Consider the following 19305-nt stretch of genomic DNA (forward strand, 5'->3'; position numbering starts at 1 on the left):
GACAAGATATTTCCTGTCCGAGGTCGCCGTTTGGTGTTCAAGGTGACTGCTTATGTCCCGTTGATCAGGCGAACTGCCAGGTCTGGGTTGAACTGGCCAGCCGGAGTGGTGGGAGCAATCCCGCACGGACCATCCGAATCACCGGGCACCTTGATCCAGAGCAGCATCTCGGCGCCGCCACCGATTTGGCTCGGAGTGCCGAGCTTGCGGCCGGCTGGGTTGCACCACTCGCCGTTGGAGCCGTTGCCGTTCCGGCTGGTATCGATGACGAACGGTTTCGCCGTACCGAGGCTGGACCGCACGTTGTTGGCGTACGTCACCGACGCGCTGGTCGTGTAGTAGTTCGACACGTTCACCGCGAACCCACGCGCATTAGCGATCCCCGCCCCCTGCAGCCGAGCAGCCATCGTTGCCGCCGGCACCCAACCCGCGTTGCCCGCGTCGAGATACGCCCAGGTGTTAGGCGCCCGATCGTGGAACTGCTGGGTGGCGAAGGCAAGCATCCCGTTGCGCTCGGCAATCTGCGCCGCCGTCATGCACTCGAAATCACCCAACGCGTCCGGCTCGATCACCACGACCGCCGGCCGAGCACCGATCGAGTCAGCGAACGCAGCGATCCAACTCCGGTACGCCGCCGGCGACCCCGCGCCCCCACCCGAGTGCCCACCACACGCATCCCGCCCGGGCAGGTTGTACGCGACCAGTACCGGCAATTTGTCCGCGTTATCGGCGGCCCCAACGTACCCACCAACCATCGCGCCGATCGTCGTACCGGCCGGCGGATTGCCGAACCACTTCGCCGTCGGCCTGCTCGCGATATTGGTGTTGATCGTCGAAGCCCGCGAGTCACTCCCGTGGCTGTTCACCCACGCCTTGGGCGTCGAGTCAGGATTGACGTAGAACCCACTCGTCAGGTCAACCGGACTCGCAAGCAGAGCCTGCGTCTTCTGCTGCCTGGGTGACTGGCTGTCTGCGAAGGCCGTGATCCACGCCAGCGCCGAATTCCAGTTCACCGCGACTTCGTTGGTCGAGTAGGAACCGATGTTGTCGAGATAACAGGTCGCCGGCGCACACCCTTGAAGCCCGCGCTGCGCCACCGGATCCTGCAGCCCCGAGTTCGGCCCGCCCGCCATCGCTCCAGGAGCAGGCGACGGCAGCGCCGGGTCGAGCGACTTCGCCCAGAACCGGTGATGCTGGTTGTGGCTGTCCCGCTCGCCGTACCCGGTCACGTACGACTGGTTGATCGCGTTCCGCCCGAGCAGATAGTCCAGCGACTCCAACGCGCCGTCCCGGTACTTCGGCAGCCTAGTCAGCGAGTATGCCGTCGCCATGATCATCGCGTTGTTGGCGACCGCGCTGTTCGACCCCCAGACGTACTTGCCGTCCGCCGGGAGGTACGGGTTGGCGTATCCCTGCGATCGCAGATCAGCCAGGTACTTGTCCGCGACCCTCGCAATCCGGATGACCAAGCCCAAGTACTCAACCGGAGAGAGCCGCCGCGGCACCCGCGCGAGTGCGAGGTCGGCCAGCCCGCCCGTCTCCTGCCACGAGAAACCGTCCGCCGCCTTGAGATGCGTCGTGATCGCCTTCTTGTACGACTGCTTGCCGGTCGTCGCGAAGAGCTCGGCCGCGGCCCAAGAGAACTCGTCGGTGACCTTCACATCGTCGTACGCGCCACCGCCCTCGCCGCCAGCGGGCGCATAGACAGCCGGGTTGGCCTTCGCCGCACTCCATGCCTTGGTCGCTGCTGTGAGGCATCGCGCGGCCAGGTCCTTGTCCCACTTCGCATAGACCCGCGCGCAGCGGGCACCGACCGCGGCGACGTTCAGCGTGGCGGCCGTCGACGGCGGGTAGAGGTAGCGCTGCTGCGGATCGTCGGCCGGCTTGAGTGGCAGCCCGGTCCACTTCTCGTCGTGGATCTTGTGGTGCACCATCCCGGACGGCGCCTGCATCCGGAGCAGGAAGTCGATCTCCCACTTCGCCTCGTCCAGCACATCGGGAATCTTGTTGCCTGCTTCAGGAATCTTCAGCGTCTCGTCACCGGACTGCTCGTACTGATCGAGCAACTGCCACGCCGCCAGCGCCCCGTTGACGACGTACTTGCCGTGGTCACCCGCGTCGTACCAGCCACCCCGCACGTCGAGGCTGTACGTGCAGGTCCCGGGGAAACAAGGGACTGAGGTGTCACCCTTGTTCGGCGCGACGCCCAGATGCCCGGCATCGCGAGCGTGTTCAGCACCGACGTACTGGGCCTCGATCGGGATGCCGCTGCGGTTGTTGTAGAAGTACTCGAGCGCGTCCTGGGCCAGCGGTTTGTAGATGCCGTTGCCGATAGCAAAGGGCTCGCTGAGCTGGTCACCGACTGCCAGGCGATAGCCGTCGCCGGTGCCGCGGTACCGGTTGAAGTCGATCAGCTGGACGTTGGTACCGGACATCGCATCGACGCCATGCGGCTTGGTCTTGCCTTGGGCAACGACGCTGCCCGCGGTGTCGAGCAGTCGCCAGTCGAGCGGGCTGGTCTCGTCGGTGACGTAGGTGGCCCGCTTGGGCCCGCTCTGCAGGTAGCCGAGCTGGTTGACCCGGACCGGAGAGCCGAAGTCCCGTACCCCACCAGGTGGCACGACACCGCCGACGAACGAGATGTTGTCCAGACACAGCGTGTAGGGCGTGCTGCCGCCGCCGGCCTGGAAGGTGACCTGGGTGTGCTCCGCGGTGGTCGGCGACGTCCCGGTGAAGGTGAACGTCTGCGCGGTGGTCGTCACGTTGACGGTCTCGTTCAGCACGGTCGCCGTTGGCTTGGACGCGGTCTGGACGACCGCCCGGAACATGGTCGCCTCGCTGGCCGATGCCTCGAAGCGCAGTGTGTAGGGCTGGCCGCTCTCCACCGGCACGTCGTCCTGGCCGATCATCGAGTCCCACACGTTCACGGTGCCGCCGGGGACCTGCGCGCACAGCCGCCCGTCGGTGACGGCCGACGGCGTGTTCCCGCTGGTCCACCACGGACTGTTGACGCCGCTGTCGAAGTTCCCGTTCAGAATCCGCTCGTACTGCGGGCCGTCGGCCGCCGCGGCCTGAACGGCGAGGGTCGCCGGGACGAGAGTCGCTGGAAGGAGAAGGAAGGCGGTCAGGGTGGTCACTGAGCGCCTTCGGAGTGTGGTCATGCAGCTGCCTCCGGAGGGATCGCGCTGGGAGCGCTTTCAGATTTGGCCAAAGGATCAGCGGCGTCCCTGTGCATGGTGCCGAGGCCGTCTGGGCGTGTCAAGACTGAAACAAGCGGTAAACCTGCTCTTCACAACGGCCGCTCGGAGGCCTATGGTCGGCTGGAAGCGCTCCCAGTTTCCCGCCCGACGCTGACTCAGCGGCGTCACCGAGGCCTCGGCGTCCATGGGACTGGGAGCGCTCCCAAATCTCGTGACGGAGATACAGTCTCGATCAGGCAAGGTGAAGGAGAACGACCAGGTGACGATCGAGACGCCCAGGCGGCAACCGACCCTCGACGAGGTCGCCGAGCGCGCCGGGGTGTCGCGATCGGCGGCGTCCCGGGTGATCAACAACGCGCCGCACGTCAGCCGCGCCAAGCGCGAGGCGGTACGCCGGGCCGTCGACGACCTCGGGTACGTGCCCAACGCCACGGCCCGCGCGCTGGCGACCCAGCAGGCGGGGTCGGTCGTGCTGGCGATCTCGGGTGACGATCCGGCGATGTTCGCGGACCCGTTCTTCGCCGAGGTCGTCGTCGGCGTCAACTCCGTACTGGAGGAGACCGAGCTGGAGCTGATGCTGTCGCTGGCCACGTCTTCGCGGGGCCAGGCGCGACTGGAGCAGTTGCTGCGTACCAGGCAGGCCGACGGCGTGATGCTGATGTCCCTCCACGGCGACGACCCGCTCGCGGCGATCGCCGACAGCGCCTCCGTGCCGGTCGTCTTCGGCGGCCGCCCGCTGAACTTCGAGCCGCGGTACTACGTAGATGCCGACAACCGCGGAGGCGCCCGACTCGCCACCGAGCATCTCGTCCAGGCCGGCCGCCGCAAGATCGCCTCCATCACCGGCCGACTGGATGAAGGCGCAGGCATGGCCAGACTGCAGGGCTACCAGGACGCACTAGCCGTGGCCGGCCTCGGCAGCGGCTTGACCGAGGACGGCGAGTTCAGCGAAGACGGCGGCAACGCCGCGATGACCAGGCTGCTCGACCGTGCCCCCGACCTGGACGCCGTCTTCATCGCCTCTGACCAGATGGCCATCGGCGCCCTCCGCGTGCTGGCCCGCGCAGGCCGCTCGGTCCCCGGCGACGTCGCCATCGTCGGCTTCAACGACATCTCCAGCGCCCGCCACACCGACCCACCCCTCACCACAGTCAACCAACCCATCCACGCCCTGGGCCGAGAAATGGCCCGCATGCTCCTGGCCCTGATGGCCGGCGACCACCCCACCCCCCTCATCCTGCCGACCCAGCTGGTGATCCGCTCCTCGGTCTGACGCCTGTGGACAACTTCCTCCGATCCGGGCGAGCCGCGGATACGCTCAAGTTGGAAGGACAGGGCGGCGCGGCGGTGCGATGGTTGCGGACCGCATGGTTCCGGATCGCGACACGATGGTGATGTGGTTGACGCGGCGAGGTTGCTGGTGTTGGCGGGGTGGGTGGTGCAGTATGGACCTCGCCGTCCGGGATCGACGGTGGTTGTTCGAGAACGCTGGGGAAGGCGCAGCTCGAACACAGGAGGTCCCGGTGGCGACGACTCGTGGCGTTCTATACGTCCACACCGTGCCGTCAGCGTTGTGCCCTCATGTTGAGTGGGCAGCGGGCGGCATCTTAGGCGTGCCCGTGAAACTCGACTGGACGCCACAGCCCGCGGCGCAGGGAACGTACCGGGCAGAGCTGTCGTGGCAGGCCGAGGCCGGTACGGCGGCGAAGCTGGCGTCCGCTCTGCGCGGGTGGCAGAAGCTGCGCTTCGAGGTCACCGAAGAACCCAGCAACGGGGTCGAGGGCGAGCGGTACTCCTTCACGCCGACGCTCGGCGTCTTCCACGCGACCACCGGGGTGCACGGCGACATCATGGTGCCCGAGGAGCGGCTGAAGGCAGCGATGCTGAAGGCGGCCAGCGGCGAGGCGGATCTGACCGAGGAGGTCGAGCGGCTGCTCGGCCGGCCGTGGGACGACGAGCTCGAACCGTTCCGGTACGCCGGTGACGGGGCTCCCGTGCGCTGGCTGCATCAGGTGGTCTGAGCGGAACCTGAGAAGTTCAGAAGAAAGCCCGTGAGGGCAGGACAACTGGCTCGATTTGCACGATGCTATGAACAAGCTTCCCGATCATCGGGAGATAGAAGTGGCCGCTGGGCCACCGGGTGTCGGGACACCCCCGGTTGTCACACACAGCGGCCGCACCACGTGAAAGGGCGCGGACCCCAGGGTCCGCGCCTTTTCGTTTGCGCCGATTCGATGAAAGGCGACTCTCATGCGTGCATTGGTACTCGGTGGCGGGGGATCGGCAGGCAACGCCTGGCTGATCGGCGTTGCCGCCGGGTTGTTCGAGGCCGGGGTGGATGTGACCGACGCCGACCTGATCATCGGTACTTCTGCAGGCGCGACCGCTGCGGCTCAGCTCACCAGCACCAATCCAACCCAACTGCTGGCAGACATTCTCACCGCCACACCCCAGCAACGTCCGTCCAACGCTGGTGGGCCGCCGCGGGTTGACCATTTGCAGCGGACGGGCGAGATCATCGCCACGGCTGAGGGGCCGGCTGACATGCGCCGTCGGCTTGGCGCGTCGGCGCTTGAGATCGATGCCGCGTCGGATGGTTCGTGGTCGACGCAATGGCGCGCTACCGTCGCCGCGCGGCTGCCCAGCCAGGACTGGCCGCAACAGTTGGTGCACGTCACGGCAGTTGACGCTCGTACCGGCGAACCGGTCGTGTTCGACCGACACAGCGGAGTCGACCTAGCCGACGCCATCGCCGCAAGCACCGCCAGCGGCCCGCCGTACGCCATCGGCGACAGCCGCTACATCGACGGCGGCTACCGCCGCTCCAGCGAGAACGCCGATCTAGCAGCCGGCTACGAAGGCGTGCTGGTGCTCTCACCCTTCGGTGGCAGATCCCGAGCGCCGGAAGAGTGGAACATGCACCTGGCAGCCCAGATCGACGAACTACAAGCCGGTGGCAGCACGGTGGAGACCATCCTCCCGGACGCCAACGCCCTCGAAGCATTCGGCAGCAACATGATGGACCTCTCGAGACGCCCACCCGCCGCCCAAGCCGGCTACGACCAAGGCAAAGCCGCCGCCGAGCACCTCACCACCTTCTGGCACTGACCGCACCCGAGCTGGGCGCGGACCCCAGGGTCCGCGCCCTTCGTGTTGACCTACTGGCCGTAGCTCTTGGCCGTCCAGCCCAGCGAGCCGAGCGACCCGCCCTTGATGTCGGTGCCGATTCGATCGCTCTGGTTCGCGTCGAAGTAGATCGACGCCGCCCCCGCGGTGGTGATGCCGATCAACGGCCGCCCCGCCTGGTGCGACTGGCAGTAGCCACTGCTCAAGCTGCCGAACCCGGCCCACCCAGTCGACTGCAGGACGGTGGAGCCGATCGTGGCCGGGTTGGCCAGGTTGATCCGCCACTCCTTCAGCTCACCGTTGGTCTTCGTGCCGATCAGTACGTCGACCGCCGCGCTGCCGGTGCCTTCGGTGCGCTCGTAGGTCAGCGTCTTGACCGAGTCCCAGCTGGTCGTCCGCAGCGTGGTCGGCGCGGACACCACGTACTTGCCGTTCGTATAGCTGACCTTGTAGCGGTAGAGGGAGGTACCCGCGACGCGGTACAGATAGGTGCCGTTGGTGAGGATCCGGGTGCCGGCGAAGCCCGACGCCATCCGGGTGGCCGTGTTCTTGGTCATCTTCCAGACGCCGTTCGTCCGCTCACCCTGGCGCTCCAGGTCGTACAGGTAGCCGTCGGTCGGGTGCGTGACCAACTCGCTGCTGACGAAGAAGTCGGTATCACCGGCCGCACCGATCTGCTGCTGCGCGGACGGCACCCAGGCCAGCTTGTCGCCGGGGTACGAGGTAATGCTCGTCTTGCGGGCGTCATACCCGTAGGACAGTCGCTGGCCGTCGGAGCGGTAGGCGGTGGTGTACACCGCGCAGTCGGTCGGTACGTCTCCTACCGCCGCGCCGGCAGGCAGGGCGACGAGAGTGGAGCCGACGACCGCAGCGGTGACGGCGGCGGCGAAGAAGGGTTTGCGCATGGGCGGTGGTTCCTCCGTGAGTTCAGTCGAATGCTCGCCTGTGTCGACGCAGGCGATGGCACCGCCGGTTCCCTCAGGAGGCCGGCGGTACACAAGCGCTGAACTACAGCGGGATGTTGCCGTGCTTGCCGCGGACGCGGCCGCCGGACTCAGCGGCTGCGATCGCGGCGGCCAGCGCTGACCGGGTAGCACTCGGCTCGACGATTTCGTCGACGACGCCGATCTGGCGGGCTCGTTCGATGCCGCCGGCGATCTTCTCGTGTTCGGCGGCCAGCTCGGCCTCGACCTGCGGGCGCAGGTCTGGCTCGACCTCGGCCAGCCGGCGGCGGTGCAGGATGCGGATCGCGGCGACCGCGCCCATCACGGCCACCTCGGCGCGCGGCCAGGCGAACACCCGAGTCGCCCCGAGCGAGCGTGCGTTCATCGCGATGTACGCGCCACCGTAGGTCTTGCGGGTCACCAGCGTGACGCGCGGCACGACCGACTCGGCGAAGGCATGCAGCAGCTTGGCTCCCCGGCGTACGACGCCGTCCCATTCCTGACCGACACCCGGCAGGTACCCCGGTACGTCGACCAGCACCACCATCGGCACCCCGAACGCATCGCACATCCGCACGAACCGGGCAGCCTTCTCCGCCGACAACGCGTCCAGACATCCACCCAGCCGCAGCGGGTTGTTCGCGATCACCCCGACCGTACGACCGCCAAGCCGCCCAAGGGTCGTGACGATGTTCGGCGCCCACCGCTGATGCAGCTCGACACCGGACTCCTCGTCAAGCACCCCGCCGACCAACGGATGCACGTCGTACGCACGCTTGGCCGACTCCGGCAACAACCCCGACAGATCCGTGTCCGAGACCTCAGCCGATACCGACCCAGGGTTAGCGAACAGATCCGCCAACCGACGAGCCTTCTCGATCGCCGCAGCCTCGGAGTCCGTGGTGATGTGCACGACCCCAGACCGACGCCCGTGCGGCTCAGGACCGCCCAGCCGCAGCATGTCGACGTCCTCGCCGGTCACCGACCGGACCACATCCGGCCCGGTGACGAAGATCCGCCCCTCCGGCCCGAGGATCACGATGTCGGTCAAAGCAGGCCCGTACGCCGCGCCGCCGGCGGCCGGGCCGAGTACGACGGAGATCTGCGGGATCTTGCCGGAAGCCTGCGTCATCTCGTAGAAGATCTTGCCGACCGCATGTAGCGACAGCACACCCTCGGCCAGCCGCGCCCCACCGGAGTGCCACAACCCGATGATCGGCAGCTCCTCCTCGCGAGCCACCCGATACGCCTCGACGACGACCTCGCAGCCCTCGTCACCCATCGCGCCGCCCATCACGGTGGCGTCCGAGCAGAACGCGATCACCGGGGCGCCGGCGATCGTGCCCCGAGCCGCCAGCATCCCGGACAGATTGTCGGGAGTGATCAGCTCGAGCGTGCCCGGGTCGAACAAGGCGGTGAGCCGGGAGACCGGATTGCGGGGATCCTCTTCGCGCGGCAGCTTGGCCGGCTTCACAGGGGCGGTGGTCATGGGCATCTCCCGGGTCAGAAGGGTGCGGACTGCATCCGGGCTCAGGGCCGCGGACCTGAGACGAGCCGGGGCGGAAAGCCCCGGCCCGTCGTGAATCAGACCGACTTACTGCATCAGATTGATTTGAAGGCAAGGGCGACGTTGTGGCCGCCAAAGCCGAAGGAGTTGTTCAGTGCCGCGATGTCCCCGTCAGCCAGCTTGCGCGGCTCGGTCGCGATGTCGAGTTCGACACCGTCGTCGACCTTGTCCAGGTTGATCGTCGGCGGTACCAGCCGGTGGTGCAGGGCGAGCACGGTGGCGATCGACTCGACCGCTCCGGCCGCGCCGAGCAGGTGGCCGATCATCGACTTCGGCGCGGTCGCCACGGCGGTGTCGGCGACCTTGCCGAGCGCCTTGCGGATCGCGATCGCCTCGGCGACGTCACCGGCCGGGGTCGAGGTCGCGTGCGCGTTGATGTGCACGATGTCGCCGGTGGCCAGGTCGCCCTCGCGCAGTGCCTGCAGCATCGCGCGCTCGGCGCCCGAACCGGTCGGGTCCGGCTGGACGATGTCGTGGCCATCGGCGGTGATGCCGGCGCCTGCGAACTCGGCGTAGATCTTGGCGCCACGGGCGACCGCGTGCTCGTACGACTCCAGTACCAGCACACCGGCGCCTTCACCGAGCAGGAAGCCGTCGCGGTCGACGTCCCACGGCCGGGACGCGCGCTCGGGGTCGTCGTTGCGCTTGCTCAGCGCCATCATCTGGCCGAACGCGGCCAGCGGCAGGCCGGCGATCGAACCCTCGGCGCCACCAGCGACGACGATGTCGGCGCGGCCCAGACGGATCTGGTCGGCGGCCAGCGAGATGGCCTCGTTGCTCGACGCGCAGGCCGATACCGGAGTCTGTACGCCGGCCAGCGCGCCCAGCTCGAGACCCACGTTGGCGGCCGCCGAGTTCGGCATCAGCATCGGGATCGCCAGCGGTGAGACCCGGCGCGGGCCCTTCTGCAGCAGGTCGTAGTTGGCCAGCGTGGTCATCAGGCCGCCGATCCCGGTGGCGATCGCCACGCCGAGACGGGTCTTGTCCAGCTCGACGTCGGCCAGGCCGGAGTCGGCCCAGGCCTCGCGGGCGGCGACGACGGCGAACTGCGCGTTGCGGTCCAGCCGGCGGGCCTTCACCCGCTCGATGATCTCGGTGGGCTCGACAGCGGCGGGAGCGGCGATCTTGACCGGCAGCTCCTCGACCCAGTCGGCGGTGAGCAGCTTCGCCCCGGACTTGCCGGCCAGCAGCGCCTCCCAGGTGCTGGCGACGTCGCCCCCGACCGGGGTCGTCGCTCCGAGCCCGGTGATGACGACTCGGGTCTTCGACATGGTTACCTCATCCTTCGGCGTGTCAGCGAGTGGGGGAGACCGGTACGGCGTACCGGCGGGGGCTGCTGGAGCGGCGGCTCACCGGACTCTGAGGTCCGGTGAGCCCGCGACGGCTGCCAGCACGATCGAATCCTGAAGGGACTCGATCAGCCGTTCTGCGCGCGCTCGATGAACGCGACGGCGTCACCGACGGTCTTCAGGTTCTTGACCTCGTCGTCGGGGATCTTGACGCTGAACTTCTCCTCGGCGGCCACGACGACCTCGACCATGGAGAGCGAGTCGACGTCGAGGTCGTCGGTGAAGGACTTGTCCAGCTGGACGTCCTCGACCGGGATGCCGGCGATCTCGTTGACGATCTCGGCGAGGTCGGAGCGGATCTCTTCGGTGCTGGCCATCTGTGTGTTTCCCTTTCAGCTACGTGCTCTGTCGGTACTGCGAACCGGAGTCGGCCACCTGAGCCGCCCCGGACAACTATGGGCTACTACGTCCCGTACTACGGGAGCCGGACCACCTGAGCGGCGTACGTGAGTCCCGCGCCGAAGCCGATGATGAGCGCGAGGTCCCCGCTCTTCGCCTCGCCGTTCTCGCGCATGGTGGCGATCGCGAGCGGGATCGACGCGGCCGACGTGTTGCCCTGCCGCTCGATGTCGCGGGCCACCTTGACGCTGTCCGGCAGCTTCAGCGTGCGCCGCATCGCGTCCGTGATCCGCATGTTCGCCTGGTGCGGGATGAACAGGTCGAGGTCCTCGGGCTTCACGCCCGCGACGTCGAGCGCCTGCTGCGCGGTCTTGGCCATCTCGAAGGACGCCCAGCGGAAGACCGGGTTGCCGTCCATCGTGAGGTTCGGCCACTGGTAGCTGCCGTGTGCCTCGACCCAGGACTCCTTCTGGCTGATCACCAGGTGCTGGGTGCCGTCCGAACCCCAGACGACCGGGCCGATGCCAGGCTCGTCGGACGGTCCGACCACGGCCGCACCGGCGCCGTCGGCGAAGATGAACGCCGTCCCGCGGTCGGTCCGGTCGGTGATGTCGCTGAGCCGCTCCACGCCGATCACCAGCACGTACTTCGCGCTGCCGCCGCGGACCAGGTCGTTGGCCATCGCGATGCCGTAGCAGAACCCGGCGCAGGCGGCCGACACGTCGAACGCGGCAGCCGTCGGGGCGCCGACCGCGACGGCGATCTGGGTCGCGATCGCGGGGGTCTGGTACAGGTGCGTGACGGTCGCGGTGATGACGCAGCCGATCTGCGCGGGGTCGATACCGGAGTCGGCGAGGGCCTCCTTGGCCGCGTTCGTCGACATCATCAGGATGGTCTCGTCCTCGGACGCCCAGCGCCGCTCCTTGATCCCGGAGCGGGTCTGGATCCACTCGTCGCTGGAGTCGATCTGCTCCAGGATCTCCGAGTTCGGCACCACTCTGCGCGGCCGGTACGAGCCGAGGCCCAGTACTGCGGCGTGCGCCGCTCCGGTCGACTCTGCGATCTGTCCGCCCATGTCAGTTCACTCCACTCGGGTGCAGCCGCACGAGCGGCTGTCCAGGGGCGACGGGGTCGCCTTCTTCGACCAGCCACTCGACCACGCTGCCACCATGCGGCGCGCGGACCTCGACCTCGTCGCGCAGGCTCTTCACCAGCGCGACCACCTCACCGGCCTCGACGGTGTCGCCCGCCTCGCGGGTGATCTGACCCTCACGGGTGAAGGTGCCCTTCATCGGCGAGACCAGCAGCCGCCAGGTCGGCGACGCGTTGATCTCGGACGGGCTGCCGTGCTTGTCCACGAACGCGCGGGCGTCGTCGAGCTGGTCCGGCGTCTTCAGCGCGAACACCTCGACCCCCTTGAGCGCGCGCCGGGCGATCCCGGTCAGCGTGCCTGCCGGGGTCATCTCCAGGATGCCGGTGACCTGCAGGTCGGCCATCGTCTGCATGCACAGGTCCCAGCGGACCGGCGCGTTGACCTGCTGGACCAGCCGGCGCAGGACGTCGCGGCCGTCGTGCACGATCTGGCCGTCACGGTTCGAGATCAGCCGGGTGCGCGGGTCGTGCGTGGTGATGGAGCGCGCGTAACCGGCCAGCGTCTGGACGGCCGGCTCCATGTGCTTGGTGTGGAAGGCGCCGGCCACTGACAGCGGGATCAGCCGGGTCTTCTCCGGCGGGTCGGCCTGGAACGCTGCCAGCTCCTCGACCGTACCGGCGGCGACGATCTGGCCGGGGCCGTTGTCGTTCGCGGCGGTCAGCCCGTACTTCTCGAGCTTGGCGAGGATCTCCTCGCGGTCGCCGCCGAGCACAGCGGTCATCGAGGTCGGGGTCAGCGCCGACGCGGCTGCCATCGCCTTGCCGCGTTCGCGGACCAGCACCATCGCCTGCTCACCGGTGATGACGCCCGCGCCGACGGCGGCGGCGATCTCACCGACGCTGTGGCCGGCCAGCGCGCCGATCTTCTCGAAGGAGTCGCCCGGGTGCGGGAACAGCGCCAGCGCGGACAGCATGCTGGCGGCGACCAGCAGCGGCTGGGCGATCGCGGTGTCCCGGATCGTCTCGGCGTCGGCCTTGGTGCCGTAGTGGGCGAGGTCGAGACCGGCGACGGCCGACAGCCAGTTCAGCCGGTTCTCGAAGACGGGGTCGGCCAGCCACGGCTCGAGGAATCCTGGGGTCTGGGCGCCCTGTCCGGGCGCAGCGATGACGAGCACGAGAACAACTCTCCCTGAGGCAGCCGGATCGTGGAGCACAAAGCAGCACGAATTCTACCCGCAGGACTTTGTAGGGTTCCTACAAAAACGCGGATCCGGGCTCCGGGTTGAGCAGGCGCCCGAGGGTCAGTGCGACACGTAACGTGAAAGCGTCGCGGGGATTCGACGGCAGGTAGCCCGTGAGTTCGCCCACACGCTTCAACCTGTACCGGACGGTATTGGCGTGGATGAACATCGCGCGGGCCGTCGCCTCGATCGAACCGCCCGAGTCAAGGTAGGCCGAAACGGTGTCGAGCAGTACCCCGTCGCCCATTGTGAGCGGGCCGTAGACGTCCGAGGCGAGTTGCCGGCGGGCATGACCGTCGCCGGACAGCGACCGCTCGGGTAGCAGTTCGTCGGCCTGGACCGGCCTCGGAGCGCCCGGCCAGGCGGGTGCCGCGCGGAGGCCGGCGACGGCTGCCCGGGCACTCGTGACGGCCGACATCAGGTCCTTCACGACCGGCCCGACGACGATCGGTCCGGGTCCAAACCAGCCCGCCAGTTTTTGTACGATCTCGACAGGTTTGCTCGTACCACCGAGTACCACCACCAGCCGGTCGCCTTGCATCGCGCACAGGGCGTCGGCTCCCGCTTCACGGGCCGCATGCCGTACTGCGTCCGCCACGTTCGCGCTGCCGGACTCGGCCTCGAGGGCCCGCCCGACGACCACGGCCACCTCCGACGAGGTGCCTCCGGTGGTACTGGTGCCGGTCCAGCCGAGGGCGGAGGCGCGGGATCGTACCGACTCGTCGGCCTCGCCGCGGATGACCGAGTCGACGACGAGTGCTTCGAGGCGTGCGTCCCAGGCACCGCGCATCTCGGCGGCTTGGGCGTAGATGGTGGCGGCGGCGAAGGCGACCTCACGGGCGTACCGCTGCATCGACTCGCGGACGGCCGGTACGTCGTCTGCCGGGAGCAGGTCGCCGATCGTCTGCTCGATCATCTCGATCGTGGTGCGGAGCAGATCGACGGTCTGATGCAGCGAGATGACCCGGGTGAACTCACGCGGCGCCGACCCGAACATCCTGGTCGGCATCGAGGAGTGCGCCTCGGGATCGCGGAACCAGTCGACGAACGCGGTGATCCCGGACTGCGCGACCAGCCCGATCCAGGACCGATCCTGCGCCGACAACTTGCCGAACCACGGCAGCTTCTCGTCCATCGCAGCGATCGCGGCCGTCGCCAGCGCCCCGGTCGCCCCTTGCAACCGAAGCGCCCGCGCCTCATGCGCGCTGATCCTCCGCTTGGTCGCCACGCCCCGACCATACGTCGGGCAGTCAGTCGGCGATGGCCCCCACCCCACCGCACGACATTTGGGTGGTTAACCCCTCAAATGGTGGGTTGCCACCCCGGAATCAGGGGTGACAACCCACAAGCTGAGGGGTTAACCACCCAAATGGGGAGGGGCCGGCCAGGTCGGGGGCGGGGTGGGATGGCGGGTGTGGAGGAGGTGGGTGCGGAGGGTGGTGAGGGAGGGGTGGGGGTTGGTGGTGCGCCAGATGAGGGAGTGGGGGTAGACGGGGGTGGGGTTGTGGAGGTCCATGCGGCGGAGGTCGTAGTCGGTCGGCCAGCGGAAGCGGGTAAGTTCACCGACGAAGGTGGCGCGGTCGGGTTGCTCGGCCATCGCGTCGAGCATGGCGTCGAGGCCGAAGTTGGGTCCGGCCGTGTCGATCGTGAAGCCGAACTCGGCGGCCAGGTCGTCGTAGTACGCGGCCCACTCGGTGCCGGCGATGTTGCCGGGCATCCAGATGCTCTGGCCCTTCAGATCCGTAGGACTGAGTGCGGCGGCGTCTGCTTGGGGGTGGGCCGGTCCGGTGAGGAGTTGGAGCGGTTCGTCGAACACCCGCACGCTGCTCAGGCGGGCATCAATCGGATTGTGGAGGGCTCGGAAGGTGGCGTCGATGGTGCCTTCGCGGACTGCTTCGATGGCGGCGGCGCCGTTGGGGAGGTTGACGATGTCGAGGGCGACCGTCGGGTGTTCGCGGTGGAAGTCACGGACCAGGACGGCGGGGGCGAGGAAGCCGCCGATCACGTCGACGCGCAGTGGGCGGTTGCCGGGTTTCACCGACGCGAGCGCCTGCTGCTCAGCGTGCAGGAGTGCCTGGGCGTGGGGGAGGAACGTCTGGCCGTCGAGGGTGAGCTGGGCGCCACGCGCAGTACGGGTGAAGAGCTTGACGCCTAGGTGCTTCTCGAGGGCAGCGATGCGTTTGGAGACGGCCTGCTGGGTGATTCGGAGGTCGTCGGCGGCTTCCTGGAATTTGCCTGCGGACGCGGCCGCGACGAAGGTACGGACGGCGTCGAGATCCACGCCGTCTGTTCTACAGCCTCCGAGGTCCCGCACAACGCCGGGTTGTGGCTCGCCGGATCGGCGGTTGTTTGAGGCGGGGCAGGGTGACGCGGTTTGATCCTCCGGTGAGTGAGCGCGGGTTGGGGCGGCAGTTCGGCTGGTTGTGGACCTCGTACGCCGTGAGCACGGTCGGCACCTGGTTCGCCTTCGACGCGTTCCCACTGATCGCGATCCTGGTACTGCATTCCGGGCCCGGCCAGGTGTCGTTGCTGGCGGCTGCGGGTCTGGCCGTCGGGGCTGTGGTCGCGGTGCCGCTCGGGCCGTGGGTGGAGTTCCGCCGGAAGGTACCGGTGATGATCGGGATGGATCTGGTGCGCTTCGCCGCCCTGGCGACCATCCCGCTGGCGTACTGGCTCGGTTGGCTCAGCTTCGTCCAGCTGGTGGTCGTCTCGGTCGTGGTCGGTGCGGCCGACAATGCGTTCACTGCCGCGACCGGCGCGGTGATGAAGGCCGTCGTGCCGCGGTCGCAGCTGGTGGTGGCGACCGGCCGGTTCGAGTCGACGACCTGGACGGCGACGATGATCGGGCCGCCGTTGGGCGGCGCGTCGATCGGGTTCTTCGGGCCGGTGATCACGGTGGTCGTCGACGCGGTCAGCTATCTGTTCTCGGCGGTAAGCGTGCGGGCGATGCGGTTGCGGGAGAGTCCGCCCGTGCGGCGGGGTGAGCGGCTTCGGGTGGCGGATCTGCTGGACGGCTGGCGGTACATCCTCGAGCACTCGTCGTTGCGGTTGCTGTTCTTCAACGGCGTACTGACTAGTGGCTTGATCATGGCGACGGCGCCCCTGCTGGCTGTGCTGATGCTGGGGGAGCTCGGGTTCGCGCCGTGGCAGTACGCGTTGGCCTTTGGTCTGCCGTGTATCGGTGGGCTGATCGGGTCGCGGTTGTCGGCGCCGTTGGCTGATCGCTTCGGGTCGCATCGCGTCTTGATGGTGACGGGATGGCTGCGGGCTGTCTGGCTGGTTGGGCTGGTGTTCGTCCAGCCGGGGCTGGTTGGGCTGGTGACGGTCATCGCGGTGGAGCTTGGGTTGATCACTTGCATGGGGATCTTCATGCCGTTGTTCGCTGCGTACCGGTTGACCGAGACGCCTGACGATCGGGTTGCCCGGACGCTGTCGGCCTGGTCGATCTCCAGCAAGGCGGTCATCGCAGTGATGACCGCCCTGTGGGGAGTGCTGGCCGCCGTGACCAGCCCGCGGATCGCGGTACTGGTTGCCGGATTGTTGATCCTGGCAACGCCTTTGCTGCTTCCCCGGCGAGCGCTCGTCAGTTCTACGCGCTGAACGGGCCCTGTACGCCGAACGCGTGGCCGGCGAAGCGTTTCGCCATCTCGTGGTGCGTCGCGTTGTCGGGGTGCAGCTGGTCGGGCAGCGGTCGGACGGCGAAGTCCTTCTCGCCGTACAGTTCGCGCCCATCGAGGTAGGTCAGGTTGGGATCGTCCTTCGCCCTCGCCGCCGTCAGGTTCTCCAGCTCCTCGCGGATCCAGTTGAGCGTCAGGCGGCCGGGTTCGTTCGGATCGCCGGTCGCCTTGAACTGCACCTTGCCGTCGACGAAGTCCGGTGCGCCCGGCCCGGGAGTGTCCTCGTGGATCGGGCAGTAGATGGACGAGATGACGAGCAACGGCGTGGTCGGATGCCCGTCCCGGATGGTGTCGAGGAATCCGTGGACCGCCGGCCCGAACGCCCGCTGCCGCATCAGGTCGGCGTTGACCACGTTGATGCCGATCTTCACGCTGATCAGGTCGGCCGGCAGGTCGCGCATCGTCCGGGCGGTGAAGGGATCGAGCAGTGCGCCGCCGCCGAAGCCGAGGCTGGACAGCTCGACGCCGCCCTGGGCCGCAGCCAGCGCCACCCAGGTCTGGGTCGGGCTGTCCGCGTTGGATCCGTGACTGATCGAGCTGCCGTGATGCAACCAGATCCGCTTGTCACTGGTCGCCGGCTCCAGCGGGGCATTGGTGCGCAGGGCAACCAATTCGGTGCGCTCGCGGTGCGGCAGCCAGATCTCGACGACCTTGTCGCCGGGTCGCAGCTCGACGAAGCTGACCGTGGTCGGCTGGCCGGGCGTGAACTCGGTCGACCCGGTCGTCATGTCGATGGTGAAGACGTTCCCGCCCAACGCATTCGCCTGGGCCGCGAGGTTGCCGTCGACGAGCAGGTCGTAGACGCCATCAGGCTGCGCGGGCGCACCGGCGTACCGGAGCTTGGTCGGTAGTACGTCCAGCTCGATCGCGGTGGCGGTCGTCCGGAACGCGAGCCGTACTCCGGAGGGCTGCGCCTCGACCATCGCGATCTGGCCGTCGCTGGTCTGGGCCCGTGCCCAGGCGGGCAGGCGATGCGGCAGTACGCCGTACTGGGTGTGCTCCAGCTCGACCGCTCCTCGGACGAGCTGCTGATCGATCGGGGTGGTGATCCATGGACTCATAGGTACTATCCTAGAGGTCCTAGGCAAATAGATATCCGAGGAGCCGTATGCCGCGCGTGGGAATGACCGCCGACCGCCTGACCCAGGCGGCGGCCGAACTGGCCGACGAGATCGGCTTCGATAACGTCACCGTCTCCGCCTTGGCCCGCCATTTCGGCGTCAAGGACGCGAGCCTCTACTCCCACATCAAGAACGCGAAGGACCTCAGAGCCCGAGTAGCCGCCCTCGCGTTCACGGAACTGGCAGACCAGGTGGCAGCCAACATGGCCGGCCGCTCCGGCAAAGACGCCCTCTCCGCCTTCGCCAATTCCTACCGCGACTACGCCACTCAGCACCCCGGCCGGTACGCCGCCATGCAACAAGACCTAGACGCCGACGGCCCCGCCGCTCCGCCCGCCCGCCGCCACGCCGAGCTCACCCGCGCCATCCTCCACGCCTACGACCTCACCCCCGAAGCCCAAATCGACGCCATCCGCCTCCTGGGCGCCACCCTCCACGGCTACATAACCCTCGAACTACAAGGCTCCTTCCGCCACACCCCCCGCCCCACCACCACCTCCTGGCAAATAGCCCTATCCGCCCTCCACACCCTGCTGTCCAACTGGCCCGAGGACTAGCTGAGGTTGCTTGTCCGTGGGAGGCGGCATGATGGGGGGATGAGTGATCGGGCGGGTGTTGAGGCTGCGGTGGAGGCGTTGCGGCAGATTGGGTATTTCCTCGAGCGGGAGCGGCAGCCTACGCATCGGGTGAAGGCTTATCGGCGGGCGGCGGACACGATCGAGGGGTTGCCGGCGGCTGAGGTGCGGGCGCGGCGGCGGGCCGGGACGTTGACCGAGCTGGCGGGGATCGGGCCGAAGACGGAGGCCGTGATCATCGAGGCGATGGACGGCGAGACACCGTCGTACCTGGTGAAGCTGGAGACGGCGGCGGGAGAGTTGACCTCGGCCGGTGCCGGTACCAGCCTCCGCGCCGAGTTGAAGGCGGATCTGCATCTGCACTCCGACTGGTCGGACGGCGGCAGCCCGATCGAAGAGATGGCCCGTACTGCGGCCGGCCTCGGCCACAAGTACATGGCGTTGACCGATCACTCGCCGCGGCTGACCGTCGCCAACGGACTGTCCCGCGAGCGGCGGCTGCAACAGCTCGACGTGGTCGCCGAGCTGAACAAGAAGCTGGCCGACGAGCTCGACGGGTTCACGATCCTCAACGGGATCGAGGTCGACATCCTCGACGACGGCTCGCTCGACTGTGACAGCGAGATCCTCGCCCGCCTCGACATCGTGGTGGCGAGCGTGCACTCCAAGCTCCGGATGGAGGCGGAGGCGATGACCGAGCGGATGGTGCGCGCGATCGCCAACCCGCACGTCGACGTACTCGGCCACTGCACCGGCCGCCTGATCACCGGCGAACGCGGCACCCGCCCGGAATCGCAGTTCGACGCCGAGGTGGTCTTCGAAGCCTGCAAGCAGTTCGGTACCGCCGTGGAGATCAACTCCCGGCCGGAACGCCTCGACCCGCCGCGCCGCCTGCTGTCGATGGCGGTGGAGACCGGCTGCGTCTTCTCCATCGACACCGACGCCCACGCGCCCGGCCAGCTCGACTGGCAGATCTACGGTTGCGAACGAGCCGAGGAATGCGAGGTCCCCGCCGACCGCGTCATCAACACCTGGGACGCCCCGGCCCTGCTGGAGTGGGCCGCCGGGTGATAC

The 19305-nt window shown here is 68.2% G+C and carries 16 protein-coding genes; 6 read left to right on the forward strand and 10 right to left on the reverse strand.

Annotated features, from left to right (window positions below):
* Window positions 1–50 precede the first annotated feature (50 nt).
* Window positions 51–3137, reverse strand: a complete 3087-nt coding sequence (locus OHA70_RS25925) for a glycoside hydrolase family 9 protein (RefSeq protein ID WP_328322034.1) — start codon at window positions 3135–3137, stop codon at window positions 51–53.
* Between the two features lie 304 nt (window positions 3138–3441).
* Here OHA70_RS25925 and OHA70_RS25930 point away from each other — a divergent pair, with 304 nt between their 5' ends.
* From OHA70_RS25930 to OHA70_RS25940, 3 genes are all read left to right on the forward strand, one after another.
* The gene (locus OHA70_RS25930) at window positions 3442–4473 is read left to right on the forward strand and encodes a LacI family DNA-binding transcriptional regulator (RefSeq protein ID WP_328322036.1); all 1032 of its coding nucleotides are present in this window, start codon (window positions 3442–3444) and stop codon (window positions 4471–4473) included.
* Between the two features lie 250 nt (window positions 4474–4723).
* Window positions 4724–5221 (forward strand): DUF3145 domain-containing protein, encoded by a 498-nt coding sequence (locus tag OHA70_RS25935; protein ID WP_132193951.1) that lies wholly within the window; start codon window positions 4724–4726, stop codon window positions 5219–5221.
* Window positions 5222–5450: 229 nt separating this feature from the next.
* The gene (locus OHA70_RS25940; protein WP_328322045.1) at window positions 5451–6308 is read left to right on the forward strand and encodes a patatin-like phospholipase family protein; all 858 of its coding nucleotides are present in this window, start codon (window positions 5451–5453) and stop codon (window positions 6306–6308) included.
* Window positions 6309–6358: 50 nt separating this feature from the next.
* Here the strand turns inward: OHA70_RS25940 and OHA70_RS25945 are convergent, their stop codons facing one another.
* From OHA70_RS25945 to OHA70_RS25980, 8 genes are all read right to left on the reverse strand, one after another.
* Window positions 6359–7231 carry a hypothetical protein gene (locus tag OHA70_RS25945; protein ID WP_328322047.1) on the reverse strand — a complete coding sequence of 291 codons (873 nt, stop codon included), beginning with the start codon at window positions 7229–7231 and terminating at the stop codon, window positions 6359–6361.
* Window positions 7232–7334: 103 nt separating this feature from the next.
* A complete protein-coding gene (locus tag OHA70_RS25950) occupies window positions 7335–8759 on the reverse strand; it encodes an acyl-CoA carboxylase subunit beta (RefSeq protein WP_328322049.1) in 1425 nt (474 codons plus the stop codon).
* A gap of 113 nt (window positions 8760–8872) precedes the next feature.
* Entirely contained in the window at window positions 8873–10108 is a 1236-nt protein-coding gene (locus OHA70_RS25955) for a beta-ketoacyl-[acyl-carrier-protein] synthase family protein (protein WP_328322051.1), read from the reverse strand.
* Window positions 10109–10254: 146 nt separating this feature from the next.
* Complete coding sequence (locus OHA70_RS25960; RefSeq protein ID WP_270131318.1) at window positions 10255–10503, reverse strand: acyl carrier protein; 249 nt, start codon at window positions 10501–10503, stop codon at window positions 10255–10257.
* Between the two features lie 98 nt (window positions 10504–10601).
* A complete protein-coding gene (locus tag OHA70_RS25965) occupies window positions 10602–11600 on the reverse strand; it encodes a beta-ketoacyl-ACP synthase III (protein WP_328322056.1) in 999 nt (332 codons plus the stop codon).
* 1 nt (window position 11601) lies between these two features.
* Window positions 11602–12792, reverse strand: coding sequence for an acyltransferase domain-containing protein (locus tag OHA70_RS25970; RefSeq protein WP_328322058.1), 1191 nt, complete (start codon window positions 12790–12792; stop codon window positions 11602–11604).
* 79 nt (window positions 12793–12871) lie between these two features.
* Complete coding sequence (locus OHA70_RS25975) at window positions 12872–14086, reverse strand: PucR family transcriptional regulator (protein ID WP_328322060.1); 1215 nt, start codon at window positions 14084–14086, stop codon at window positions 12872–12874.
* A 129-nt stretch (window positions 14087–14215) separates the two neighbouring features.
* Window positions 14216–15139, reverse strand: coding sequence for a LysR family transcriptional regulator (locus OHA70_RS25980; protein ID WP_328322062.1), 924 nt, complete (start codon window positions 15137–15139; stop codon window positions 14216–14218).
* A gap of 104 nt (window positions 15140–15243) precedes the next feature.
* Between OHA70_RS25980 and OHA70_RS25985 the strand changes: the two genes are divergently transcribed.
* Window positions 15244–16458, forward strand: coding sequence for an MFS transporter (locus tag OHA70_RS25985; RefSeq protein WP_328322064.1), 1215 nt, complete (start codon window positions 15244–15246; stop codon window positions 16456–16458).
* On the opposite strand, the gene OHA70_RS25990 is transcribed toward OHA70_RS25985, so the two are convergent.
* A complete protein-coding gene (locus tag OHA70_RS25990) occupies window positions 16448–17596 on the reverse strand; it encodes a GDSL-type esterase/lipase family protein (RefSeq protein WP_328322066.1) in 1149 nt (382 codons plus the stop codon). The genes OHA70_RS25985 and OHA70_RS25990 overlap by 11 nt on opposite strands.
* A 47-nt stretch (window positions 17597–17643) precedes the next feature.
* On the opposite strand from OHA70_RS25990, the gene OHA70_RS25995 reads away from it, so the two are divergent.
* Together OHA70_RS25995 and OHA70_RS26000 are read left to right on the forward strand one after the other, a co-directional pair.
* On the forward strand, window positions 17644–18213 hold the full coding sequence (locus OHA70_RS25995) for a TetR/AcrR family transcriptional regulator (protein ID WP_328322068.1): 570 nt from the start codon (window positions 17644–17646) through the stop codon (window positions 18211–18213).
* Between the two features lie 39 nt (window positions 18214–18252).
* Window positions 18253–19302, forward strand: a complete 1050-nt coding sequence (locus OHA70_RS26000; RefSeq protein WP_328322070.1) for a PHP domain-containing protein — start codon at window positions 18253–18255, stop codon at window positions 19300–19302.
* Window positions 19303–19305 lie beyond the last annotated feature (3 nt).

It is taken from the genome of Kribbella sp. NBC_00382, from assembly GCF_036067295.1.
In the GTDB taxonomy this organism is placed as follows: Bacteria; Actinomycetota; Actinomycetes; order Propionibacteriales; family Kribbellaceae; genus Kribbella.